24 protein-coding genes are annotated in these 21,834 nt (G+C 70.4%); 11 read left to right on the top strand and 13 right to left on the bottom strand.

Going from position 1 to position 21,834, the window contains the following annotated elements:
* The first annotated feature begins 96 nt into the window (after positions 1-96).
* Positions 97-504 carry a RidA family protein gene (locus H7I87_RS15925; protein ID WP_023881072.1) on the top strand — a complete coding sequence of 136 codons (408 nt, stop codon included), beginning with the start codon at positions 97-99 and terminating at the stop codon, positions 502-504.
* Here H7I87_RS15925 and H7I87_RS15920 read toward each other — a convergent pair.
* Positions 459-818 carry a DUF952 domain-containing protein gene (locus H7I87_RS15920; protein ID WP_023881071.1) on the bottom strand — a complete coding sequence of 120 codons (360 nt, stop codon included), beginning with the start codon at positions 816-818 and terminating at the stop codon, positions 459-461. The genes H7I87_RS15925 and H7I87_RS15920 overlap by 46 nt on opposite strands.
* Positions 819-941: 123 nt before the next feature.
* Between H7I87_RS15920 and H7I87_RS15915 the strand changes: the two genes are divergently transcribed.
* Together H7I87_RS15915 and H7I87_RS15910 are read left to right on the top strand one after the other, a co-directional pair.
* Positions 942-1,127, top strand: a complete 186-nt coding sequence (locus H7I87_RS15915) for a DUF7455 domain-containing protein (protein WP_003878617.1) — start codon at positions 942-944, stop codon at positions 1,125-1,127.
* Positions 1,128-1,192: 65 nt separating this feature from the next.
* Entirely contained in the window at positions 1,193-2,194 is a 1,002-nt protein-coding gene (locus H7I87_RS15910) for a YihY/virulence factor BrkB family protein (protein WP_023881070.1), read from the top strand.
* On the opposite strand, the gene H7I87_RS15905 is transcribed toward H7I87_RS15910, so the two are convergent.
* Complete coding sequence (locus H7I87_RS15905; protein WP_003875237.1) at positions 2,195-2,434, bottom strand: DUF3039 domain-containing protein; 240 nt, start codon at positions 2,432-2,434, stop codon at positions 2,195-2,197.
* 80 nt (positions 2,435-2,514) lie between these two features.
* On the opposite strand from H7I87_RS15905, the gene H7I87_RS15900 reads away from it, so the two are divergent.
* The 3 genes from H7I87_RS15900 to H7I87_RS15890 all read left to right on the top strand — a co-directional run bounded on the left by H7I87_RS15900 (position 2,515) and on the right by H7I87_RS15890 (position 4,905).
* A complete protein-coding gene (locus H7I87_RS15900) occupies positions 2,515-2,976 on the top strand; it encodes a DUF3099 domain-containing protein (protein WP_139800069.1) in 462 nt (153 codons plus the stop codon).
* Positions 2,977-3,096: 120 nt separating this feature from the next.
* Complete coding sequence (sigB, locus tag H7I87_RS15895) at positions 3,097-4,086, top strand: sigma-70 family RNA polymerase sigma factor SigB (RefSeq protein WP_024637055.1); 990 nt, start codon at positions 3,097-3,099, stop codon at positions 4,084-4,086.
* Positions 4,087-4,215: 129 nt separating this feature from the next.
* Complete coding sequence (locus tag H7I87_RS15890) at positions 4,216-4,905, top strand: iron-dependent transcriptional repressor DtxR (RefSeq protein ID WP_003875234.1); 690 nt, start codon at positions 4,216-4,218, stop codon at positions 4,903-4,905.
* Between the two features lie 44 nt (positions 4,906-4,949).
* Here H7I87_RS15890 and H7I87_RS15885 read toward each other — a convergent pair whose 3' ends face one another.
* Positions 4,950-6,011 (bottom strand): DUF4192 domain-containing protein, encoded by a 1,062-nt coding sequence (locus H7I87_RS15885; RefSeq protein WP_033727155.1) that lies wholly within the window; start codon positions 6,009-6,011, stop codon positions 4,950-4,952.
* Positions 6,012-6,124: 113 nt separating this feature from the next.
* Here H7I87_RS15885 and sthA point away from each other — a divergent pair, with 113 nt between their 5' ends.
* Positions 6,125-7,540, top strand: a complete 1,416-nt coding sequence (gene sthA, locus H7I87_RS15880) for a Si-specific NAD(P)(+) transhydrogenase (protein WP_003878620.1) — start codon at positions 6,125-6,127, stop codon at positions 7,538-7,540.
* Positions 7,541-7,544: 4 nt separating this feature from the next.
* Here sthA and H7I87_RS15875 read toward each other — a convergent pair whose 3' ends face one another.
* Entirely contained in the window at positions 7,545-8,381 is an 837-nt protein-coding gene (locus H7I87_RS15875; RefSeq protein ID WP_011725564.1) for a trypsin-like serine peptidase, read from the bottom strand.
* A 229-nt stretch (positions 8,382-8,610) separates the two neighbouring features.
* Between H7I87_RS15875 and H7I87_RS15870 the strand changes: the two genes are divergently transcribed.
* From H7I87_RS15870 to H7I87_RS15860, 3 genes are read left to right on the top strand one after another with little or no spacing between them, the layout of a single operon-like run.
* A complete protein-coding gene (locus tag H7I87_RS15870; RefSeq protein WP_011725565.1) occupies positions 8,611-9,585 on the top strand; it encodes a proteasome assembly chaperone family protein in 975 nt (324 codons plus the stop codon).
* Between the two features lie 55 nt (positions 9,586-9,640).
* Positions 9,641-10,672 carry an alpha/beta fold hydrolase gene (locus H7I87_RS15865; protein WP_003875228.1) on the top strand — a complete coding sequence of 344 codons (1,032 nt, stop codon included), beginning with the start codon at positions 9,641-9,643 and terminating at the stop codon, positions 10,670-10,672.
* A gap of 38 nt (positions 10,673-10,710) precedes the next feature.
* On the top strand, positions 10,711-11,397 hold the full coding sequence (locus H7I87_RS15860) for a PhzF family phenazine biosynthesis protein (protein ID WP_019732874.1): 687 nt from the start codon (positions 10,711-10,713) through the stop codon (positions 11,395-11,397).
* A 21-nt stretch (positions 11,398-11,418) separates the two neighbouring features.
* On the opposite strand, the gene H7I87_RS15855 is transcribed toward H7I87_RS15860, so the two are convergent.
* The 3 genes from H7I87_RS15855 to H7I87_RS15845 form a co-directional block, all read right to left on the bottom strand.
* Positions 11,419-11,904 carry a peroxynitrite isomerase gene (locus H7I87_RS15855; RefSeq protein WP_011725567.1) on the bottom strand — a complete coding sequence of 162 codons (486 nt, stop codon included), beginning with the start codon at positions 11,902-11,904 and terminating at the stop codon, positions 11,419-11,421.
* 38 nt (positions 11,905-11,942) lie between these two features.
* Positions 11,943-12,407, bottom strand: coding sequence for a transcriptional regulator NrdR (gene nrdR, locus H7I87_RS15850; protein WP_003875225.1), 465 nt, complete (start codon positions 12,405-12,407; stop codon positions 11,943-11,945).
* A gap of 151 nt (positions 12,408-12,558) precedes the next feature.
* Positions 12,559-13,053: a LysM peptidoglycan-binding domain-containing protein gene (locus tag H7I87_RS15845; RefSeq protein ID WP_011725568.1), complete on the bottom strand. Its 495-nt coding sequence runs from the start codon at positions 13,051-13,053 to the stop codon at positions 12,559-12,561.
* 312 nt (positions 13,054-13,365) lie between these two features.
* Here H7I87_RS15845 and lexA point away from each other — a divergent pair, with 312 nt between their 5' ends.
* Positions 13,366-14,064 (top strand): transcriptional repressor LexA, encoded by a 699-nt coding sequence (gene lexA, locus H7I87_RS15840; protein ID WP_009977973.1) that lies wholly within the window; start codon positions 13,366-13,368, stop codon positions 14,062-14,064.
* 6 nt (positions 14,065-14,070) lie between these two features.
* Here the strand turns inward: lexA and H7I87_RS15835 are convergent, their stop codons facing one another.
* The 6 genes from H7I87_RS15835 to H7I87_RS15810 all read right to left on the bottom strand — a co-directional run bounded on the left by H7I87_RS15835 (position 14,071) and on the right by H7I87_RS15810 (position 21,801).
* The gene (locus H7I87_RS15835) at positions 14,071-16,272 is read right to left on the bottom strand and encodes an LGFP repeat-containing protein (protein WP_033727157.1); all 2,202 of its coding nucleotides are present in this window, start codon (positions 16,270-16,272) and stop codon (positions 14,071-14,073) included.
* 278 nt (positions 16,273-16,550) lie between these two features.
* Positions 16,551-17,711 (bottom strand): acyl-CoA dehydrogenase family protein, encoded by a 1,161-nt coding sequence (locus H7I87_RS15830; RefSeq protein WP_011725571.1) that lies wholly within the window; start codon positions 17,709-17,711, stop codon positions 16,551-16,553.
* An 87-nt stretch (positions 17,712-17,798) separates the two neighbouring features.
* Positions 17,799-19,226, bottom strand: coding sequence for a GTPase HflX (hflX, locus tag H7I87_RS15825; protein WP_033727158.1), 1,428 nt, complete (start codon positions 19,224-19,226; stop codon positions 17,799-17,801).
* A 46-nt stretch (positions 19,227-19,272) separates the two neighbouring features.
* A complete protein-coding gene (gene dapF / locus H7I87_RS15820) occupies positions 19,273-20,157 on the bottom strand; it encodes a diaminopimelate epimerase (RefSeq protein ID WP_033718100.1) in 885 nt (294 codons plus the stop codon).
* 4 nt (positions 20,158-20,161) lie between these two features.
* A complete protein-coding gene (gene miaA, locus H7I87_RS15815; protein WP_031347710.1) occupies positions 20,162-21,094 on the bottom strand; it encodes a tRNA (adenosine(37)-N6)-dimethylallyltransferase MiaA in 933 nt (310 codons plus the stop codon).
* A gap of 8 nt (positions 21,095-21,102) precedes the next feature.
* Positions 21,103-21,801, bottom strand: coding sequence for a class III extradiol ring-cleavage dioxygenase family protein (locus H7I87_RS15810; protein ID WP_033712685.1), 699 nt, complete (start codon positions 21,799-21,801; stop codon positions 21,103-21,105).
* Positions 21,802-21,834: the final 33 nt, after the last annotated feature.

Raw genomic sequence — 21,834 nt, 5'->3', positions numbered from 1 at the left:
CCATCTCGATGCCGGCGTAAGCCGGTAGGTCAAGCTGACGCTGTCGCCGGAAAATTCGGCTGCGGCGGGGCGCGGTGCCGACGTACCGTGAGGCGCATGTCTGGCAACCGCAAGGTGGTCTCGTCCGAATCCGCCTTCGAATCCGACGTCGGCTACGCGCGGGCGGTGCGCGTCGGCCCGCACGTCTGGGTCGCCGGGACAACCGGCGCCGGGCCCGCCGGCGACATCGCCGCCCAGGCCCGAGATGCCTTGCGCCGCATCGAGATTGCCCTGCGACAGGCCGGCGCCGAACTCGCCGATGTGGTGCGCACCCGGATCTACGTCACCGACATCGCGCGCTGGCGCGAGGTCGGGGCGGTGCACGCGGAGGTGTTCGGCGCGATACGGCCCGCGGCCACCATGGTCGAGGTCGCGGCGCTGATCGCACCCGAGTTGCTGGTGGAGATCGAAGCCGACGCCTACGTGGCGACGGGCGGGAAGCCGCCGTCGGATCCCGGCCGGTAGTCGGTGACCGCGATCACAGCGCTCACCGGCAGCGGCCCGTACAGATGCGGGAACAACATCGATGCGGGATCGGTTGGCACTCCCGGCTCCCAAAGCAGCGGCGCCGCAAGCCGGTCGGGGTCGACGTGCAGGAGCACCAGGTCGTCGCGGCCGCGGTAGAGCCGGTTGGCGGGCAGGTGCACCTGCTGCGGCGTGGACAGGTGGATGAAGTCGGCGTCCTGCGGATCGATGCGGCCCGTGCGTCGGGCGCGGGCCCACTGTTTCGCCCCGCACAGATGCACCAGGACGCCGGGAGTGACGGTCACGACCGCCACCCTAGAGACCCCGCCGAACCAAACCTGACCAGGTCGTGAGAAACGACACACCCGATAACGATCGGGGAACAAGGCGAAAACGCCATACGTCTGAGAAAGTGAATGTACGAGAACGGAGAAGCCATGAATGCAACTCTGACGAGTCCTGAACTGACCAGAGCCGACCGCTGCGATCGCTGCGGTGCCGCGGCTCGGGTGCGCGCCAAGCTGCCTTCCGGACTGGAGCTTCTCTTCTGCCAGCACCACGCCAACGAGCACGAGGCCAAGCTGACCGAGCTGGACGCGGTGCTGGAGGTCAGCGAAAGCTAGCCCTGCCGAACTCGCCCGCCGCCAATGTGGGAAGTGGGCGCGATTTCCGGTAATGCTGGACTGGTATGAGCGATCAGGTCGCAAAACCGTCGCGCCACCACATCTGGCGAATCACCCTGAGGACTCTTTCCAAGAGTTGGGACGACTCGATCTTCTCGGAGTCGGCTCAGGCGGGTTTTTGGTCGGCGTTGTCCCTGCCGCCGCTGCTGCTCGGGCTGCTGGGGACGCTCGCCTACGTGGCGCCGCTGTTCGGTCCGGACATGCTGCCCAGCATCCTGCGGCAGCTGATTTCGACGGCGCACAGCGTGTTCTCCCCCAGCGTGGTCAACGAGATCATCGAGCCGACCGTCCGTGACATCGCCAACAACGCCCGCGGCGAGGTGGTGTCGTTGGGATTCCTGATCTCGCTGTGGGCGGGGTCGTCGGCCATCTCGGCGTTCGTCGACTCGGTGGTCGAGGCGCACGACCAGACGCCGCTGCGCCACCCGGTGCGCCAGCGGTTCTTCGCGCTGTTCCTCTACGTGGTGATGCTGGTGGGCCTGGTGGCGACGGCGCCGCTAGTGGTGGTGGGCCCGCGCAAGGTGGGCGAACACATCCCGCTCGGCCTGTCCAACGTGCTGCGCTACGGCTACTACCCCGCCCTGATCGTCGGCCTGACGATCGCGGTGATGATCCTGTACCGGGTCGCCCTGCCCGAGCCGCTGCCGTCGCACCGGCTGATCCTGGGCGCCATGCTGGCCACGACGGTGTTCGTCACCGCCACCCTGGGCCTGCGCTTCTACCTGCGCTGGATCACCAGCACCGGCTACACCTACGGCGCGCTGTCCACCCCGATCGCATTCTTGCTGTTCGCGTTCTTCGGCGGCTTCGCGATCATGCTGGGCGCCGAGCTCAACGCCGCCGTCCAGGAGGAGTTCCCGGCGCCGAAGACCCATGCGCACCGGCTGCGCACCTGGTTGTTCTCCCGGTCGCCCGCCCTGGAGCGGACGGTGCAGACGCTGGCCAGCCCCATCGCGAACCCGGCCACCCAGCGGCGCGAGGTGGCGCCGGCCGAACCGCGGGGCTGATCAGCCCTTCTTGAGCCGGTCGTAGATCTGCTTGCACTCCGGGCAGACGGGTGAGCCCGGCTTGGCCGCCCGGGTGACCGGAAAGACCTCGCCGCACAGCGCCACGACGTGGTTGCCCAGCACCGCGCTCTCGGCGATCTTGTCCTTCTTGACGTAGTGGAAGTACTTGGGCGTATCGCTGCCCGTCCCGTCGTCGACGCGTTCGTCGGTCTCGGTGCGTTCGATCGTCTGGGTCTGCATACCCCATATTGTGCACCGCCGGCGGCACCGGCGAACGTGCCGCCGGACAGGCGGAAACCGGCCGAGCCGGAACCGCCCGGGTGTGGGACAGTGGAGGAATGAAGCACGGCTCCGATTCGGGGTTCGATGGCGGATTCGACGACTTTGACCGCAACAAGAGCCGGCCAGTGCTCATCACCGCCGCCGCGCCCTCCTACGAGGAGCAGCACCGCGCGCGGGTGCGTAAATACCTGACCCTGATGGCTTTCCGGATTCCGGCGCTGATCCTGGCGGCGGTCGCCTACGGCGCCTGGCACAACGGGCTGATCTCGCTGGCGATCGTGGCGGCGTCGATCCCGCTGCCGTGGATGGCCGTGCTGATCGCCAACGACCGGCCGCCGCGCAGTCCCGACGAGCCCCGCCGGTTCGACAACGCCCGCCGCCGCACCCCGCTGTTTCCCCGCGCCGAGCAGGCGGCGCTGGAGCCGCCGCCAGCTGCGCAGGCGCGGTGGCAACCGGGCGGGTCGGACGGAATCGATCGGGACCGCCCGCCGTTTCACTGAGCGTGCCGCCGCGGCGCACTTCTCAGGACATTCTCAGGTCGGCGACACATTTCTGCACGTCAACACGTGTGAGATGGGGAACCGCCGGGAACTCAGAAGGCTGGTCTGTCGTTGAACCCGATGACAGTACAAGCCGAACGGGAGGTCGCTATGGCGAACGCCAGCACGAGCAGATTTGACGGCGATCTGGATGCTCAAAGCCCCGCAGCGGACCTGGTGCGCGTGTATTTGAACGGGATCGGTAAGACGGCGTTGCTGAATGCGGCTGGCGAAGTGGAACTCGCGAAGCGCATCGAAGCGGGGCTCTACGCCGAGCACCTGCTCGAAACGCGTAAGCGCCTCGGGGAGAACCGCAAACGCGATCTGGAGGCCGTGGTGCGCGACGGCCAGGCCGCGCGCCGTCATCTGCTGGAAGCGAACCTGCGCCTGGTGGTGTCGCTGGCCAAGCGGTACACGGGTCGCGGCATGCCGTTGCTGGACCTGATCCAGGAGGGCAACCTCGGGCTGATCCGGGCGATGGAAAAGTTCGACTACACAAAGGGATTCAAGTTCTCGACGTACGCGACGTGGTGGATCCGTCAGGCCATCACCCGCGGCATGGCCGACCAGAGCCGCACCATCCGGCTGCCGGTGCACCTGGTCGAGCAGGTCAACAAGCTGGCGCGGATCAAGCGGGAGATGCACCAGAACCTGGGCCGCGAGGCCACCGACGAGGAGCTGGCCGCCGAGTCGGGCATCCCGATCGACAAGATCAACGACCTGCTCGAGCACAGCCGCGACCCGGTGAGCCTGGACATGCCGGTGGGCTCGGAGGAGGAAGCCCCGCTGGGCGACTTCATCGAGGACGCCGAGGCGATGTCCGCCGAGAACGCGGTGATCGCCGAGCTGCTGCACACCGACATCCGCAGCGTGCTGGCCACCCTGGACGAGCGCGAGCACCAGGTGATCCGGCTGCGGTTCGGCCTCGACGACGGCCAGCCGCGCACGCTGGACCAGATCGGCAAGCTGTTCGGGCTGTCCCGGGAGCGGGTCCGCCAGATCGAGCGGGACGTGATGTCCAAACTCCGCAACGGGGAGCGCGCCGACCGGCTACGGTCGTACGCGAGCTGATAGCTCACCCAAGCTAGGTAGCAGACAGTATGCCCGCCGCGTCAGCGGCGGGCATACTGCTTGCCGTCGACGCGTTACACCCATTCACGCAGCTGGCCAAGTAGACTCAGCGTCGATGGAAGGTGCTGAATGAACGACCTGGTTGACACCACCGAGATGTATCTGCGGACCATCTACGACCTCGAAGAAGAGGGCGTGACACCGCTGCGTGCCCGGATCGCCGAACGCCTCGATCAGAGCGGGCCGACCGTCAGCCAAACCGTGTCCCGGATGGAGCGCGACGGGCTGCTGCACGTCGCAGGCGACCGCCACCTCGAGCTCACCGACAAGGGCCGGGCGCTGGCCGTGGCCGTGATGCGCAAGCACCGGCTGGCCGAGCGGCTGCTCGTCGACGTCATCGGGCTGCCCTGGGAGGAAGTGCACGCCGAGGCGTGCCGCTGGGAGCACGTGATGAGCGAGGACGTCGAGCGGCGCCTGGTGAAGGTGCTGAACAACCCCACCACCTCGCCGTTCGGCAACCCGATTCCCGGGCTGCTGGACCTGGGCGTGGGGCCCGAGTCCGGCGCCGAGGAGGCCAACCTGGTCCGGCTCACCGAGTTGCCGTCCGGCGCCCCGGTGGCCGTGGTGGTGCGCCAGCTCACCGAGCACGTCCAGGGTGACATCGACCTGATCTCGCGGCTCAAGGACGCCGGTGTGGTGCCCAACGCCCGGGTGACCGTGGAGACCGGCCCCGCGGGGGTGACGATCGTCATCCCCGGCCACGAGAACGTCACCCTGCCGCACGAGATGGCCCACGCGGTCAAGGTCGAAAAGGTCTGAGCCGCACCGCTTCTCCCCTTCAGCCGGCCCTGCAGCCGAACGTTTCAGCCGGCCCTGCGGCCGAACGGCCGCCGCGGCGGCAGCCGCACGCCGAACTGTTTGGCCAGCCGGTAGCCGGTGCGCGCCAGGTCCCGGATGTCCTCGGGCCGCAGACCCGACTGCAATGCGGTGTCCAGCATGCCGGCCATCCGATGCCCGGGCTCGCAGCGCAGCGCCTCAGCCAGCGACACCCCGGCCAGCGGACCGTCGCCACGGGCGTACGCGCTGAACGCGACCAGCACCAGCGCCTCGACCCGCCACGGCTCGGGCAGCGTGCGCGCCAGCACCGCCCACAGCGATTCGACCTCGTCGGCGCCCTCGCCGACGGCCAGCGCGTAGAGCATGTCGCGCACCGGAGGGTCGCTCAGCGCGCAGCCCAGCCTCGCCAGCTCGGTGTCGGATAGCGCCTCACCGGATGACACCCGGGCGGCGGCGGCCATGGCCTTCTCCACGTCGCCGCGGGTGCGGCGCACCGGATCCGCCCGGAGCGCCGCGGTCCGCCGGCCGGCCTGACGCCGGACCGCGGCCGTCAACGCCGCGCTGCGCTCGGGGTCCTCGACGGCGATGACCGCCTGCAGATCGGCGCGCCGCGCGTAGAGCCGCCTGCCGTCCAGCACCGCCGCGGCGGCCAGCGGCGACGCCGACGGGTCGTCGATGAGGCCGCTGGCCCCGCAGCCGTCGACGCAGTGCCAACGGCCGCCCAGCGCGACCCGGTCCACCACGTGCGCGGCGTACAGCTCAATGTCGTTGCGCGCCAACGCTTCTAACAGCGCATCGCACAGCTGTCGGTAGTCCTCGTTGCAGCTCGGGCAGGGCGCCCCGGCCGCGTCGACGATCACCGCGATCACCGCCTCGGGCCGGGCCGCGGCGGCCACCTCGGCCAGGTGGTCGACCCGGTGCGCCAACTCGTCGGACAGGTCGACGCGCAGCACCGACCCGAGCCGCCCGTCCTCCAAAGACACCAGTACCAATGAACTTTCGGGGACGAAGCCGAGAACGGCGGGCAGCGCGGCGATGAGCGCGCCCGGGCGGGAAAGCGTGAAGTCGGGTTGTCGATGCGTGGTCATGAGCACCCACGCTGACGGCCGCCACCGTCACCGGGTGCGCGGCCGCGGGGGCGCGGCAGCACAGCTGTGGATGAACCCAGCACTGTGAGTTGAGCTGCTCTACTGTTTAGCCCATGAGCTCGCCGCAAGAGTACGACATGGTGGTCATCGGGTCGGGGCCCGGCGGGCAGAAGGCCGCGATCGCGTCGGCCAAGCTCGGCAAGTCCGTCGCGGTCGTCGAACGCGGACAGATGCTCGGCGGCGTGTGCGTCAACACCGGCACCATCCCGTCGAAAACGTTGCGCGAGGCGGTCCTCTACCTCACCGGCATGAGCCAGCGCGAACTGTACGGCGCCAGCTACCGGGTGAAGGAGAAGATCACCCCCGCCGACCTGCTGGCCCGCACCCAGCACGTGATCGGCAAGGAGATCGACGTGGTGCGCAACCAGTTGATGCGCAACCGCATCGACCTGCTGATCGGGCACGGCCGCTTCGTCGACCCGCACACCATCGAGGTCGAGGACCCGTCCCGGCGCGAAAAGATCACCATCAGCGGCAAATACGTCGTCATCGCCACCGGCACCCGGCCGGCGCGGCCGTCGGGCGTCGAGTTCGACGAGGACCGGGTGCTCGACTCCGACGGGATCCTGGATCTCAAGTCGCTGCCCACCTCGATGGTGGTGGTCGGCGCCGGCGTGATCGGCATCGAGTACGCCTCGATGTTCGCCGCCCTGGGCACCAAGGTGACCGTGGTGGAGAAGCGGGACGACATGCTCGACTTCTGCGACCCCGAGGTGGTCGAGGCGCTCAAGTTCCACCTGCGCGACCTGGCGGTGACGTTCCGGTTCGGCGAGGAGGTGACCGCGGTTGACGTCGGGTCGGCGGGCACCGTCACCACCCTGGCCAGCGGCAAGCAGATTCCCGCCGAGACGGTGATGTACTCGGCCGGCAGGCAGGGCCAGACCGACCATCTGGACCTGCACAACGCCGAGCTGGAGGCCGACAACCGGGGCCGCATCTTCGTCGACGACAACTTCCAGACCAAGGTGCCGCACATCTACGCCGTCGGGGACGTGATCGGCTTCCCGGCGCTGGCCGCCACGTCAATGGAGCAGGGCCGGCTGGCCGCCTACCACGCGTTCGGGGAGGCGTCCGACGGCATCACCGAGCTGCAGCCGATCGGCATCTACTCCATCCCCGAGGTCTCCTACGTCGGGGCCACCGAGGTGGAGCTGACCAAGGACGCGATCCCCTACGAGGTGGGGGTGGCCCGGTACCGGGAGCTGGCCCGCGGCCAGATCGCCGGCGACTCCTACGGCATGCTCAAGCTGCTGGTGTCCACCCAGGACCTCAAGGTGCTCGGCGTGCACATCTTCGGCACCAGCGCCACCGAGATGGTGCACATCGGGCAGGCCGTGATGGGCTGCGGCGGCACGGTGGAATACCTGGTCGACGCGGTGTTCAACTACCCCACTTTTTCCGAGGCCTACAAGGTGGCGGCGCTGGACGTGATGAACAAGGTGCGCGCGCTCAACCAGTTCCGCCGCTGACCCGCTAGCAGGCGTCCTGCAGGTCGTTGGGGATCGGGTCGCCCGGTCCGCCGGCCTCGGCGCGGGCCAGCAACTCCGCGGTCTGCGCGTCGAACGGCGCCGAGTACGACATGTTGGCCGCGCAGCCGCCCCGCTCCAGGCCGCCGATCAGCCCGACCACGGTGGTGCCGCTGACCCAGGGCGCCCCGCTGGTGCCGTCCACCAGCCCCTCGCAGGCCAGCGCCGGGAATCCGGTCTCGGTGACCGACGTGGCGGCCTGGCACCCGATCGGCGAGCCGCCCACGCCAGCCGGATAGCCCAGCACGGTGACCCGGCTGCCCGGCGGGGGTGTGACGCCCAGCGTCAGCGCCAACCCGACCCGGGACTCGACGGCGGCGCCGCTGTCGTTGCTGACCCGGGCCACCGCGTAATCGGCGTGCGGGTCCTTGCCGTTGGTCCAGCGCGGATCGAGGTACACCGCGTCGGCCTTCCACACATCGGCGGGCCCGGGCGCGGCATCGCCGGCGAAGCCGGGAACGAACGTGATCAGCGACGCCCCGGCCAGGCAGTGCGCGGCGGTGATGATGAGGTTGCCGGCCGCCGAATGCAGCACAGAACCGGTGCAAACATGAAGCGGCCCACCGTCGATGAAGATCGCCCCGATGCGCCGGTCCGGCTCCACCGGGCCCGCGACGGCCTTCTGCTCGGGCTGGCTGAGCCGCTGCACCGGGCCGCCGACCCGCGGTGCGGACACCGGGGCACCCGACACGTGCTCGACGGGCCGGTGGCACGACGTCAGCGACGCCGCCACCCCCACCACCGAGCAGAGCATCAGGATCGGTACGCGCATCGCCTTCATCATGCCTGACCCTGCCCCGCCGGGCCGACTTCCGCGCGTCGCGGTGTGGCCACGGGTTTGCTGGCGCGCCGCGGGGCGGACCCCGGATCGGGGCGCCGCGGATTACGCCGGACAATGGTGACGTTTCAGCTGACAGCGTGACTTCGCGTTCGCTGTTCGATGTCGGTGCCCCGCGATTCGGGGGACACTTGGTAGGGCACCCTGGAGAGACCCCCGAAAGGAGGCGATCCCCATGACTCACCGTCAAGACGCAGGTGATCAATACCAGCCGGGGCAGGCCGGCATGTACGAGCTGGAGCTGCCCGCCCCGCAGTTGTCGACGTCCGACGGGCGCGGCCCGGTCTTGGTGCACGCCCTGGAGGGCTTTTCCGACGCCGGGCACGCCATCCGGCTGGCGGCCAAGCATCTGAAGGCGGCGCTGGATTCCGAGCTGGTCGCGTCGTTCGCGATCGACGAATTGCTGGACTACCGCTCGCGGCGCCCGCTGATGACCTTCAAGACCGACCACTTCACCCACTACGACGACCCCGAGCTGAGCCTGTACGCGCTGCGCGACAGCGTCGGCACCCCGTTTTTGCTGCTGGCCGGGCTGGAGCCGGACCTGAAGTGGGAGCGCTTCATCACCGCGGTGCGGCTGCTGGCCGAGCGGCTGGGCGTGCGCCAGACCATCGGCCTGGGCACCGTGCCGATGGCGGTCCCGCACACCCGGCCGATCACCATGACGGCGCACTCCAACAACCCGGAGCTGATCAAGAACTTCCAGCCCTGGATCGCCGAGATCCAGGTCCCCGGCAGCGCGTCCAACCTGCTGGAGTACCGGATGGCCCAGCACGGGCACGAGGTGGTCGGCTACACCGTGCACGTTCCGCACTACCTGACCCAGACCGACTACCCCGCCGCCGCCCAGGCGCTGCTCGAGCAGGTCGCCAAGACCGCGTCGCTGGAGCTGCCGCTGACCGCGTTGAGCGAAGCCGCCGAGGTGATCCGGGCCAAGATCGACGAGCAGGTCGAGGCGAGCGCGGAGGTGGCTCAAGTGGTGGCCTCGCTCGAGCGCCAGTACGATGCCTTCATCGACGCCCAGGAGAACAGGTCGTTACTGACTCGCGACGGGGACCTGCCCAGCGGCGACGAGCTGGGCGCCGAGTTCGAGCGATTCCTGGCCCAGCAGGCGGAGAAGAAGTTCGACGACGACGACGACCAGGCCTGACCCGACCACCCAGCCACCACCGCCGCCACCCCGGCCCGACAACAAGGTTGGCGATATGACCGAGCGGAAGCGCAAGAACACGCTCCGCCCGGTGCGGGAAGTGAGCGCACCCCGCCTCGAGTTCCGCACCATTCACGGTTACCGCCGCGCCTACCGCATCGCCGGGTCGGGGCCGGCGATCCTGTTGATCCACGGCATCGGCGACAACTCCACCACGTGGAACACCGTGCAGGCCAAGCTCGCCCAGCGGTTCACCGTCATCGCCCCGGACCTGTTGGGGCACGGGCAGTCCGACAAGCCGCGCGCCGACTACTCGGTGGCGGCCTACGCCAACGGGATGCGCGACCTGCTGGCGGTGCTCGACATCGAGCGGGTGACCATCGTCGGCCATTCCCTGGGCGGCGGGGTGGCCATGCAATTCGCCTACCAGTTCCCGCATTTGGTGGAGCGGCTGATCCTGGTCGGCGCCGGCGGGGTGACCAAGGACGTGAACTTCGTGCTGCGCTGGGCGTCGCTGCCGCTGGGCAGCGAAGCCATCGCCCTGCTGCGGCTGCCGCTGGTGCTGCCGGCGGTGCAGCTGATGGGCCGCGTCCTGGGCACCGCGCTGGGCAGCACCGGCCTGGGCCGCGACCTGCCCAACGTGCTGCGGATCCTCGACGACCTGCCCGAACCGACGGCGTCGGCGGCGTTCAGCCGGACGCTGCGGGCGGTGGTGGACTGGCGCGGGCAGATCGTCACCATGCTCGACCGCTGCTACCTGACCGAGGCCATCCCGGTGCAGATCGTTTGGGGCACCAAGGATGTGGTGGTCCCGGTCCGGCACGCCTGGATGGCGCACGCCGCCATGCCCGGCTCGCGGCTGGAGATCTTCGAGGGCTCCGGCCACTTTCCGTTCCACGACGACCCGGCCCGGTTCATCGACGTCGTCGAGCGCTTCATCGACTCCACCGAGCCCGCCGCATACGATCAGGAGGCGCTGCGCCGGTTGCTGCGCAGCGGCGGCGGCGCGCAGGCCGTCACCGGCCCGGCCCCCACCCGCGTCGCGGTGCTCAGCGCCATGGGATCCGACGAACGCAGCGCCACCTGAGTCCGGGCCGGCCGCGGCCGGGGTCGTACAGTCGGGCCATGGGTATCGACGTGACGGTGCTGCGGGTGTTCGCCGACTCGGACGGCAACTTCGGCAATCCGCTCGGCGTGGTGGACGCCGGCCGGGTCGAGGTCGCCGGCCGGCAGCGGCTGGCCACCCAATTGGGTTACAGCGAAACGGTTTTCGTTGACCTTCCGGCACCCGGTTCGTCCACCGCGCACGCCACCATCTACACGCCGCGCACCGAGCTGCCGTTCGCCGGTCATCCCACCGTCGGCGCCGCGTGGTGGCTGCGCGAGCAGGGCTCGCCGATCAACACGCTGGCGGTTCCGGCCGGGATCGTGCAGGTCGGCTACGACGGGCCGTGCGCCCGCATCAGCGCCCGCTCGGAATGGGCGCCCGAACTGGCGCTGCACGAATTCGGTTCGGCCGAGGAGGTTCTCGCCGCCGACCCGACGGAGTTCTCCGACGACACCGCGCACTACCTGTGGGCCTGGACCGACCGGGCCGCCGGGGCGCTGCGGTCCCGGATGTTCGCCGCCAACCTGGGCGTGCCCGAAGACGAGGCGACCGGTTCGGCGGCGATGCGGATCACCGATTACCTGAGCCGGGACCTGCGGATCACCCAGGGCAAGGGTTCGGTGATCGAAACCAGCTGGAGCGCCGAAGGCTGGGTGGGGGTGGCCGGGCGGGTGGTCAATGACGGTGTGCGGCACCTGGATTGACGAGCCGGCGGCGATGACTCCTCAGCGCTGCCGGTGCAGCACCGCGGCGAGATGGTCCTGCAGCGGCTGCCCGACCGCGCCCATCTGCACCGAGTAGGAAAGCTTGTCGCCGTCGATGCGGAACCAACGCCCGAGCGCCGTCACCTCCTTGGCGGTGGGGGTCAGCCCGATCGACGTGGTGGACATCCGCATCTCGATGAGGCCGCCGGTGACCGCGTAGCTGCCGACCTCGATCTCGGTGATGCCGCTGGGGTGGGCCAGCACCAGTTCGAGCCGACCCGGTTGCGGCACCCGCAGATATCCGGTCTCGGCGTGCAACGGCTTGCCGTCGGCCGCCGCACGGGTCTTCTGGGCGTAGGCCAGAAACGGCTTGCCGACGTGGGAAAAGGTAACCTCTTCGAGGTAGTCGAACGGCTGGATGGTGGGGTACTTGCCGGAGCCCCGGCCGGTCCAGGTGCCCAGCAGCGGGGCCAGCGCGGCGAGGTCGGGATGCAAGTCGGTGGGCATGAACGCGAGCCTAGGCCGACGCGGTGTGCGCGGCGTCGTCAGCCCGGGGTCGCCACCCCGCGGTGCTCGCGCAGCGCCTGGATCTCGCGCTCGAAATCGTCGGCGGACTCGAACGACCGGTAGACCGAGGCGAAGCGCAGGTAGGCCACCTCGTCGAGGTCGCGCAACGGCCCCAGGATGGCCAGGCCGACCTCGTGGCTGGGCACCTCGGGCGAGCCGGCGGCGCGCACGGTGTCCTCCACCTGCTGGGCCAGCAGGTTGAGCGCATCGTCGTCCACCTGGCGCCCCTGGCAGGCCCGCCGGACACCGCTGATCACCTTTTCCCGGCTGAACGGTTCGGTGACGCCGCTGCGCTTGACCACCGCCAGCACCGCGGTTTCCACGGTGGTGAAACGCCGTCCGCACTCGGGGCAGGAGCGGCGCCGCCGGATGGCCTGGCCTTCGTCGGTTTCCCGCGAGTCGATCACCCGGGAGTCCGGATGACGGCAGAACGGACAGTGCATGACTGCTCCTTCACCGTGCCGACGACCGGGTACCGCAGGACTTCGAGCGTACCTGCGCCGACGGCGCCACGGCTAACGGAGCCACCGGGCCTCCGGGCCCGCCACCGGCAACAGTGGCATCGGGTCCCGGAAACGTTGTGGCACAAGGAGTTCAGCCGACGGGAGCGATCAACGTCTGGCCGGCAAGCAATGTGGGCGAGTTCAGGTCGTTGAGCTCGCGGATGCGGTCGGCGACCTGGGCGGCCGGCGCGTCGGGTGCCACCCGGTGGGCGACGTCGGACAGCGACTCCCCCGGGTCTACCCGCACCACGGCGAGCCGGTCCGGGACGTGGGCGGCCGAGCTCGGCGCGTCGCCGTTGAGTACCTGACCGACGTTGGCGACCAGACCCAGCCACAGCGTGATCGCCCCCGCGGCCAACGCCAGCCCGACCGTCGTCACCCAGGTGACCGAGCGCCGCCGGTGCGGGGCAATCGACATGGCCACCCCGGTGCCGTGGTAGCGGGTCGCCGCCCCGGCGGGCCGGACCGGCCCCGGCCGGCGTGGACGGGTCAGCCCGTCGCGGCCGTACCGAACGCCCTGAACCGGTCCGTTGACCGGGCGCCGAAGACTGCTCGGACGCGGCGCAAGCGTATGGATGACTGTCATCTGCGTTCCTCCGGTCAACTAGCTCTCGCTCGTGTGTTCGACTCTAATCGCTTGTGTGTTCGAAACCCGAACATTTGAGCGAAGCGTGTCGCACGAGCCAAACGCTAGATCACGCCACCGACAACTTCGTCGGCCTTACCACTGTCATGCAGATCAGGTACCCGGTCTACGCAAAAGTTACACATGTGTGATTCCGCAGTTGTAGGGTCTTTAGGCCCCAGGCGGGCTCCGCGGCCGGCACCGGGGTCGGGCACGACACGCCAGTCGAACACATGTTTGATTCTTGTCGGCGATGGGGTTACATTCGGTGCCATGGACGACAGCAACGACAGTTCATCAGCCGGACCGGACGGCCGGCTGCACGCCGTGGATCCCTCGCTGACCGAACGGCAGCGCACCATCCTGAATGTCATCCGCGCCTCGGTGACCAGCCGCGGCTACCCGCCGAGCATCCGGGAGATCGGCGACGCCGTCGGCCTGACGTCGACCTCCTCGGTGGCCCACCAGCTGCGCACCCTGGAACGCAAGGGGTATCTGCGCCGCGACCCCAACCGGCCGCGCGCGGTCGATGTCCGCGGCGTGGACGACGACGTGGCCGCGCCCGCCACCGAGGTGGCCGGCTCCGACGCGCTGCCCGAACCCACCTTCGTCCCGGTGCTCGGGCGGATCGCGGCCGGCGGGCCCATCCTCGCCGAGGAGGCCGTCGAGGACGTCTTTCCCCTGCCGCGCGAGTTGGTCGGCGACGGAACGCTTTTCCTGCTCAAGGTGGTCGGTGACTCGATGGTCGAGGCGGCGATCTGCGACGGCGACTGGGTGGTGGTGCGCCAGCAGCACGTCGCCGACAACGGCGACATCGTCGCGGCCATGATCGACGGCGAGGCCACCGTCAAGACGTTCAAACGCGCCGGCGGTCAGGTCTGGCTGATGCCGCACAACCCGGCGTTCGACCCCATTCCCGGTAACGACGCGACCGTGCTGGGCAAGGTGGTCACGGTGATCCGCAAGGTGTGACGCCGGTCAGTCGGCCTTGGTGAAACCGTTGGCCTGCGCGACCTCTTCGCTGGACAGCCACAGCTCGGGCAGCGTGTCCCGGTACAGGTCGCTGCCCGGCGTGTAGTACAGGCCGTAGCGAGCGCTGGCCTTGATCGGGTAACCCTCCGGCGCCTGGTAGGGGTCGTCCAGCGGCAGGTGGATCGTCGGCCGCCCGTCCGGGCCGGCCAGACCGTTCTCCGAGGCGTCCTCCTCGTCCGCGGCGGCGTGCCGTCCGGACCGCGGTCGGGTCCCGGCAACACCGGCGGCGACGGCACCGCCGGCGGCCTCCGCCACCTCCTCCGGTCCCGGCTGCGGTTCCGGGCGCTCTTCGGGCTGCGCTTGCGGCGCGGCCAGCTCGGTGTATTCGTCGTCGGCCTCGGCGGCCGGGATGCCGCCCGTCACGGCGTCAGCGTCGGGCGGGGTGTGCGGCACGGCGAGGTCGGGATACTCGTCCTCCCGGTAGCCGACATCCGGGTAGTCGACCTCGGCGTAGTCGGCGTCGGCGTAGGCGGCGTCGTCGGCGGTCTCGGGCTCGGCGACCTCCGGGACGGCGTCGGTGTAGTCGGTGTAGTCGGCCTCGGCGGCGGGATAGTCGGCTTCGGCGAGCATCTCGTCGGAGACCACCGGGATCGAATCGGTGTCGACCGCGTCGGGGTCCTCCTCCTCGAACCCGTACCCGCCGTCGGCGGGGGCCTGGCGCTGCCAGCTGACCCGGGCGGCGGCCCCGGACCCGGCCGGCGGCTCACCGGACGGCGGCGCGCCGAAGTGCTCGGTGGCCACGTCGGCGTCGTCGTGTCCCCACTGCCCCTCGGCCGCGTCGTAGCCGTGGTCGACGCCGTAGCCGGTGGCCTCGGGCCCGGGCCGGCGGCGGCGCCAGACGAACAGCACCCAGATCAGCAGCACCAGCAGGACCGCGACCGGGATCGCGGCCATCAGCCACCACCAATGCCAGCTGAACTTCTTGGGGTGGGCCGGCATGGCCGAACTGCTCGGCTGGTTCTGGCCCGAGATCTGCAGGCCGGACAGCAGCGGCGCCAGGTTCGACGGGTCGGTGCTGAACGTGTTCTTGGCCCGGTTCCAGGAGACCTTGCCGCCGGTGAACTGCTGGGAGATCACGTCGCCGTCCACGGCCTGGTCGCCGACCGGCGCGCCCAGTTTGCCGGCCGGAGCGCGGAGTTTGTCCCAGGCGGCCCGCATCGCGCCGCGCACCACGAAGGCGCCGTGGTCGGCCGTCCAGAAGATCACCGGCTTGTCGGGGGCCGAGAAGGTGGCGATCCGGCTGGACGGCCCGATGCCGCCGTCGGTCTCGTTGGTGGTGGGGAATCCCAGGTCGCTGCCGGCCGGCCCGCCCAGCGACTCGTATTTGGCCAGGATGTCGCTTTCCAGCGCGTTCGCCCCGGTGGCCGGGGTGAAGAACACCTTGCCGCCGGCAAAGTTCTGCACGATCCCGTCGGCTCCGACCGGGGTGGGTCCGCCCTGCTTGGCGCCCAGCGGGCCGCCGGGCCCGCCGGCCGCGCGCCAGGCCGTGTTGATGGCGGCGGTGGGATCGATGGCGACCTGCAGACCCTTCAACTGGTCGGCCAGCCCCGGCGGTTCGGTGCTGAACTGCTTGGTCTGCCGGTTCCAGGACACCTGGCCGCCGCTGAATTTCTGGGTGGACACCTCGCCGTTGTAGGTCTCGTCACCGACCGGCACCCCGAGCACCCCGCCCGAGCTGCCGAGCTTGTCCCAGGCCGAGTTGATGGCGCCGCGCACCACGTGGGCGCCGTGCTCGGGCGTCCAGAAGATCACCGGCTTGTCGCTGGCCGAGAAGGTGACCACCCGGCTGTCGGGACCGGCCAGGCCCGGCACCTCGTTGATGGCCGGGAAGCCCAGGTCGCTGCCGGCCGGCCCGCCCAGCGACTCGTATTTGTCCAGGATCGGCCCGTAGGCGAATTTCGCGCCGGTGGCCGGGGTGAAGAACATCTTGCCGCCATCGAAGTCCAGCGCGAACCCGTCCCCGACGGGATACACGTCGCCCTTGCGGGCGCCCAGCGGGGAGGTGTCGCCGCCGGCCTTCTCCCAGGCCGCCATGATCGCCGCCTCGGCGTCGCCGATCGGGCTCGCCGTCGCGGCGGGCGCCAGGAGTACCGCGGCCAGTGCTGTGGTCGTCAAGCTGACCAGCGCGCTTCCGACCAGCTTGCGCATCCGACCTCTGTGCACCTTCACCAAGCCTTCCAGCCGACGGGCATGGCTCCCTTTGCGGCGACGCCCGTACTGCGTCTCCGGCGCGCGGGCCGCGATGGCGCGGGGAAAGGACCCACTCACGATCCGCCTTGTCGCCGGGCTCGCATTACTTTGCTCCAGCCAACAAGAAATGCGAAGTCAAATTACGAATTTTACAAAAACGGATACCGCATCGATGTCGAACCGATGCGGGGCCATGTCCGAATCGCGACCCGGCGTGCCCCCGGCCGCGCGAAACGCTAGACGCCGAGGCTGCGGCCGATGATTTCCTTCATGATCTCGGTGGTGCCGCCGTAAATGGTCTGCACCCGGGCATCCAGATAGGCACGAGCGACCGGGTATTCGCGCATGTAGCCGTAGCCGCCGTGCAATTGCAGGCAGCGGTCGATCAGGTGCACCTGCTTTTCGGTGGAGTACCACTTGGCCATGGCGGCCTGTTCGGCGGTCAGCTTGTGGTCCAGGTGCAGGCGGACGAACTCGTCGACCATCATGCGCACCACGGTGGCCTCCGTCGCCAGCTCGGCCAGCACGAACCGGCTGTTCTGGAAGCTGCCGATGGACTTGCCGAATGCCTTGCGCTCCTTGGTGTATTCCAGCGTCTGCTCCAGCACCTGCTCCATCGCCGCGGCCGCCATGACGGCGATCGAGATCCGTTCCTGCGGCAAGTTCTGCATCAGGTAGATGAATCCCATGCCCTCCTGGCCCAGCAGGTTCTCGGCGGGCACGTGCACGTCGGTGAAGGACAGCTCGGCGGTGTCCTGGGCGTCCAGCCCGATCTTGTCCAGGTGCCGTCCCCGCTCGAAGCCCTCCATGCCGCGCTCCACCACGAGCAGCGAAAAGCCCTGCGCCCCCTTGTCCGGATCGGTCTGGGCCACCACGATCACCAGATCGGAGTTGATTCCGTTGGTGATGAACGTCTTTGACCCGTTGAGCACGTAGTGGTCGCCCTGCTTGACCGCCCGGGTCTTGATGCCCTGCAGGTCGCTGCCGGTGCCCGGCTCGGTCATCGCGATCGCCGTAATCAGTTCTCCGGTGCAGAATTTCGGCAGCCAGCGCTGCTTCTGCTCCTCGGTGGCCAGGGCCAGCAGGTAGGGCGCGACGATGTCGTTGTGCAGGCCGAAGCCGATCCCGCTGTAGCGGCCGCGGGTGGTCTCCTCGGTGATGATGGTGTTGTACCGGAAATCGGGGTTGCCCCCGCCGCCGTACTCCTCGGGCACCGCCATGCCCAGGAAGCCCTGCTTGCCGGCCTCGAGCCACACCCCGCGGTCGACGATCTTCGCCTTCTCCCATTCGTCGTGATACGGCGCGACGTGACGATCGAGGAAGGCCCGGTAGGACTCGCGGAACAGTTCGTGTTCTGACTCGAAAAGCGTGCGCTGGTATTTGATGGCGCTGCTCATGGACGACCTCCGGGCGACTGGGATTGCTGCCGCCCAACATATACCAACCAGACGGTTGGTCGGCAGCCGCCGGGGTCAGGGGACGGCTCAGGGGGCGGCGAACTCGCGCAGCCGCCCGGCCAGGGCCAGCGGAACGCGCGCCTTGATCCGGGTGCCCTCGGCGTTGTGCTCCTCCTGCTGCACCCGCCCGGCGGCGTGCAGCCGGGCCACCAGGTCGCCGCGGTGATAGGGGATCACCACGTCCACGGCGGCCTCGGCCGGAACCGCCAGTTCGGCGATCCGGCGGCGCAGGCCGTCGATGCCGTCCCCGGTGGCCGCGGACACGAACACCGCGCCGGGCAGGGCGTGCCGCAGCTTGGCCAGCGCCACGTCGCCGGCGGCGTCGGTCTTGTTCACCACCAGCAGCTCGGGCGGCGGATCGCCGTGATGGTCGGCGATGACCTCGGAGATCACCTGGTGCACGGCGTCGATCTGGGCCAGCGGGTTGACGTCGGAGCCGTCGACGACGTGCACCAGCAAATCGGCGTCGACGACCTCCTCCAGGGTGGAGCGGAACGCCTCGACCAGCTGGGTGGGCAGGTGCCGGACGAAGCCGACGGTGTCGGTGAGCACGAACGCCCGGCCGTCGTCCCATTCGGCGCGCCGGGTGGTGGGCTCCAGGGTGGCGAACAGGGCGTCCTGCACCAGCACGCCCGCCCCGGTCAGCGCGTTGAGCAGGCTGGACTTGCCGGCGTTGGTGTAGCCGACGATGGCGATCGAGGGCACGTCGCTGTGCAGCCGGCGGCTGCGCTGGGTGTCGCGGACCTGCTTCATGTCCTTGATCTCGCGGCGCAGCTTGGCCATTCGCTCGCGGATGCGGCGCCGATCGGTTTCGATCTTGGTCTCACCGGGACCGCGCAGCCCCACGCCTCCCCCGCTGCCGCCGGCGCGGCCACCGGCCTGCCGGGACATCGACTCGCCCCAGCCGCGCAGCCGCGGCAGCATGTACTCCATCTGGGCCAGCGACACCTGCGCCTTGCCCTCCCGGCTGGTGGCGTGCTGGGCGAAGATATCGAGGATCAGCGCGGTGCGGTCGATCACCTTGACCTTCACCGCCTTTTCCAGCGCGGTCAGCTGCGCCGGGGACAGTTCGCCGTCGCAGATCACGGTGTCGGCGCCGGTGGCCAGCACCACGTCGCGCAGCTCGGCCGCCTTGCCCGAGCCGATGTAGGTCGACGGGTCGGGCTTGTCGCGGCGCTGGATCAGCCCCTCGAGCACCTGGGAGCCGGCCGTCTCGGCCAGCGCGGCCAGCTCGGCCATGCTGGCCCGGCTGTCGGCGGCGGTGCCGTCGGTCCACACACCGACCAGCACCACCCGTTCCAGCCGCAGCTGGCGGTATTCGACCTCGGAGATGTCGGTGAGCTCGGTGGACAGGCCGGCGACGCGGCGTAGCGCCGACCGGTCTTCCAGGGCGAGTTCGCCGGTGCTCGGCTCCGTGATGGCCGGAGCGTCGTCGCGGAATTCGGGATGTGTCATAGGCAATAAGAGATGATGCACGCAACCTCGGTGGCGTGCATCTGAATTAACGCTGCGCTTGCTGCCACCATTCCTCGCTGATTTCGCCGTGGGCCACCAGCACCGACGGCCCGCGCAGGTAGCTGGTGGCGTCGGTGACGGTGACGACGACGTCGCCGCCCGGTACCCGCACGGTCAGGGTGCCGGTGTCGGCGCCGGCGGCGGTCAGCGCGGCGACGGCGGCCGCGACGGTTCCGGTGCCGCAGGAGCGCGTCTCGCCCACGCCGCGCTCGTGCACGCGCATGTGCACCACCCCGGCCGCCGGTGCGGTGAGGACCTCGACGTTGACCCCGTCCGGGAACTGGGCGGCATCGAAGCTCACCGGCGCGGCGACGTCCAGCGCGGCCAGCTCGTCGACGCTCAGCTCGGGGTCCACGCACGCCAGGTGGGGGTTGCCCACGTCTACCGCCAGGCCGGCGAACCGCCGGCCCCCCACGGTCGCCTCGAAGGCCTTGCCCCCGCTGCCCAGCGTGTTGGCCTTGCCCATGTCGACGCTGACGTCGGCGCCGGTCGCGTCGGCGGCGTGCACGGTGACCGGCCGGGGGCCGGCCAGCGACCCGACCACGAATTCGTCGCGGGTCTCCAGCCCGCTGGCGCGCAGATAGTGCGCGAAGACCCGCACGCCGTTGCCGCACATCTGGGCCACCGAGCCGTCCGCGTTGCGGTAGTCCATGTACCAGTCGTCGCCGGCCACGCCGTCGGGCAGCCGGTCCAGCACGCCGGCCGCGGCGGCGGCGCCGGCGGTGGTGACCCGCAGCACCCCGTCGGCGCCCAGCCCGCGCCGCCGGTCGCACAGCGCGGCCACGCCCGCCGCGGTCAGGCGCAGCTCGGCCGGGGTGTCGCACAGCAGCACGAAGTCGTTCTCGGTGCCGTGGCCCTTCGCGAATTTCACCTGCTCAGGATACGTGGCGCCAGGCGTCCAGGGCGGCGTCGACGAGGCGGGGCGGGCTGCAGGCGCCGGCGTCGAGCCAGCGCACCCGGTGGTCGCGCCGAAACCAGGACCGTTGCCGGCGCACGTAGCGGCGGGTGCCCGCGTAGGTCTGCTCGCGGGCCTGCCGCAGCTGCTCGTCGCCGCCGCCGGCGTCGAGCGCGGCGATCACCTGCGCGTAGCCCAGGGCGCGCGCGGCGGTGACCCCGTCGCGCAGTCCCCGCCCGAGCAGCCCGGTCACCTCCGCCACCAGGCCCTGCTCGAACATCGCGTCGGTGCGCCGGGCCAGCCGCTCGTCGAGAACGGTTGTGTCGCAATCCAATCCGATGATGACGGTGTCCCACCGCGGCGCGCCGATCCGCGGCGCGGACGCGGCGAACGGCCGGCCGGTCAGCTCGATGACCTCGAGCGCCCGCACCGTGCGCCGGGCGTCGGTGGGCAGGATCGCCGCGGCGGCCGCGGGATCGCGGCGGGCCAGCTCGGCGTGCAGCTCGCCCACCCCGACCTCGGCCAGCCGCCGCTCCCAGCGCGCCCGCACCCGCGGATCGGTGGCCGGGAACGACCAGTCGTCGAGCAGCGACTGGATGTAGAGCATGGAGCCGCCCACGATGATCGGCACCGCGCCGGCGGCCAGGATGGCCTCGATGTCGGCCGCGGCGGCGCGCTGGTAGCGGGCGACGGTCGCGGTCTGGGTGACGTCGAGGACGTCGAGCTGGTGGTGCGGGATGCCGCGGCGGGCGTCGACGGGCAGCTTGGCGGTGCCGATGTCCATCCCGCGGTAGAGCTGCATCGCGTCGGCGTTGACGATCTCGGCGCCGAGTGGCCCGAGCCGTTCGGCGACGTCCAGCGCCAGCTGGGACTTGCCGGTGCCGGTGGGGCCGATGATCGCCAGTGGCCGCACGGCCGCCGTCACAGCTGCCAGGCGCCGGCGAAGTAGCCCACCCCGTAGGGCGCCCCCCGGTAGAGTTCCTTGGCCGAGCGCGGCCCCGGCTCGGCCAGCCCGGCCAGCACCCCGAAGGCGACCCGGCCCAGGATCTGGCCCGGCAGGCGGCGCAGCGCGGCGATGTCACCGCCGGCCAGCGCGTCGTCCAGGGCCTGCTGCGCGGCGGCGTCGCCGGGGTGGTGACCGCCGGGGGCGGCCGGGGTCAGGGTGTTCGCGCCGTCGGCCACCACCAGCACCCCGACCGGTTCGGGCAGCGCGTCCAGCTCGGCGCGCAACTGCCGGCCGCGGCGCACGGCGGTGTCGGCGTCGTAATCGGCGCGATAGATGCGGGCCCGGGCGGCGGCCCGCGGCTGGACCTGGCCGCGAAGCCAGCCGCCCAGCAGCACGCACAGCGGGAGCGCGGCCGGGGCCGTCTCGGCCCGGCCGTCGGCCGGCGGGGACAGCCGGACCGGCACGTCCACCCCGAACCCGGCGAAGGTGCCCACCGCGTCGTCACCCAGCTCCTGGTCGGCGGCGCCGGTCCCGACGATCAGCCAGCGATCGGGCAGCAACGCGGCCGCCGCGAGCGTCGCGGCGCTCAGCTCGGCCAGCTCGTCGGCGGCGGTTCCGGCGAGCTCGGGGACGAGCACCGGCGCCGACGGGACGATGGCGATGACGCTCAGCACGCCACCAAACTAACGCGGCCCGGCGCGCCCGGG

The organism is Mycobacterium timonense, from assembly GCF_025821985.1.
In the GTDB taxonomy this organism is placed as follows: Bacteria; Actinomycetota; Actinomycetes; order Mycobacteriales; family Mycobacteriaceae; genus Mycobacterium; species Mycobacterium avium.
This window is presented reverse-complemented; position numbering and strand designations above follow the sequence as displayed.

Coding starts and splice junctions, on each gene's coding strand:
- H7I87_RS15835 (WP_033727157.1), bottom strand. CDS start 16,272: ATGCGCAAGCTGGTCGGAAGCGCGCTGGTCAGCTTGACGACCACAGCA.
- H7I87_RS15870 (WP_011725565.1), top strand. CDS start 8,611: ATGACTCACCGTCAAGACGCAGGTGATCAATACCAGCCGGGGCAGGCC.
- H7I87_RS15865 (WP_003875228.1), top strand. CDS start 9,641: ATGACCGAGCGGAAGCGCAAGAACACGCTCCGCCCGGTGCGGGAAGTG.
- H7I87_RS15890 (WP_003875234.1), top strand. CDS start 4,216: ATGAACGACCTGGTTGACACCACCGAGATGTATCTGCGGACCATCTAC.
- H7I87_RS15855 (WP_011725567.1), bottom strand. CDS start 11,904: ATGCCCACCGACTTGCATCCCGACCTCGCCGCGCTGGCCCCGCTGCTG.
- H7I87_RS15875 (WP_011725564.1), bottom strand. CDS start 8,381: ATGATGAAGGCGATGCGCGTACCGATCCTGATGCTCTGCTCGGTGGTG.
- H7I87_RS15905 (WP_003875237.1), bottom strand. CDS start 2,434: ATGCAGACCCAGACGATCGAACGCACCGAGACCGACGAACGCGTCGAC.
- lexA (WP_009977973.1), top strand. CDS start 13,366: ATGGACGACAGCAACGACAGTTCATCAGCCGGACCGGACGGCCGGCTG.
- H7I87_RS15915 (WP_003878617.1), top strand. CDS start 942: ATGAATGCAACTCTGACGAGTCCTGAACTGACCAGAGCCGACCGCTGC.
- H7I87_RS15860 (WP_019732874.1), top strand. CDS start 10,711: ATGGGTATCGACGTGACGGTGCTGCGGGTGTTCGCCGACTCGGACGGC.
- sigB (WP_024637055.1), top strand. CDS start 3,097: ATGACAGTACAAGCCGAACGGGAGGTCGCTATGGCGAACGCCAGCACG.
- sthA (WP_003878620.1), top strand. CDS start 6,125: ATGAGCTCGCCGCAAGAGTACGACATGGTGGTCATCGGGTCGGGGCCC.
- nrdR (WP_003875225.1), bottom strand. CDS start 12,407: ATGCACTGTCCGTTCTGCCGTCATCCGGACTCCCGGGTGATCGACTCG.
- H7I87_RS15910 (WP_023881070.1), top strand. CDS start 1,193: ATGAGCGATCAGGTCGCAAAACCGTCGCGCCACCACATCTGGCGAATC.
- H7I87_RS15885 (WP_033727155.1), bottom strand. CDS start 6,011: ATGACCACGCATCGACAACCCGACTTCACGCTTTCCCGCCCGGGCGCG.
- hflX (WP_033727158.1), bottom strand. CDS start 19,226: ATGACACATCCCGAATTCCGCGACGACGCTCCGGCCATCACGGAGCCG.
- H7I87_RS15830 (WP_011725571.1), bottom strand. CDS start 17,711: ATGAGCAGCGCCATCAAATACCAGCGCACGCTTTTCGAGTCAGAACAC.
- H7I87_RS15845 (WP_011725568.1), bottom strand. CDS start 13,053: ATGACAGTCATCCATACGCTTGCGCCGCGTCCGAGCAGTCTTCGGCGC.
- H7I87_RS15925 (WP_023881072.1), top strand. CDS start 97: ATGTCTGGCAACCGCAAGGTGGTCTCGTCCGAATCCGCCTTCGAATCC.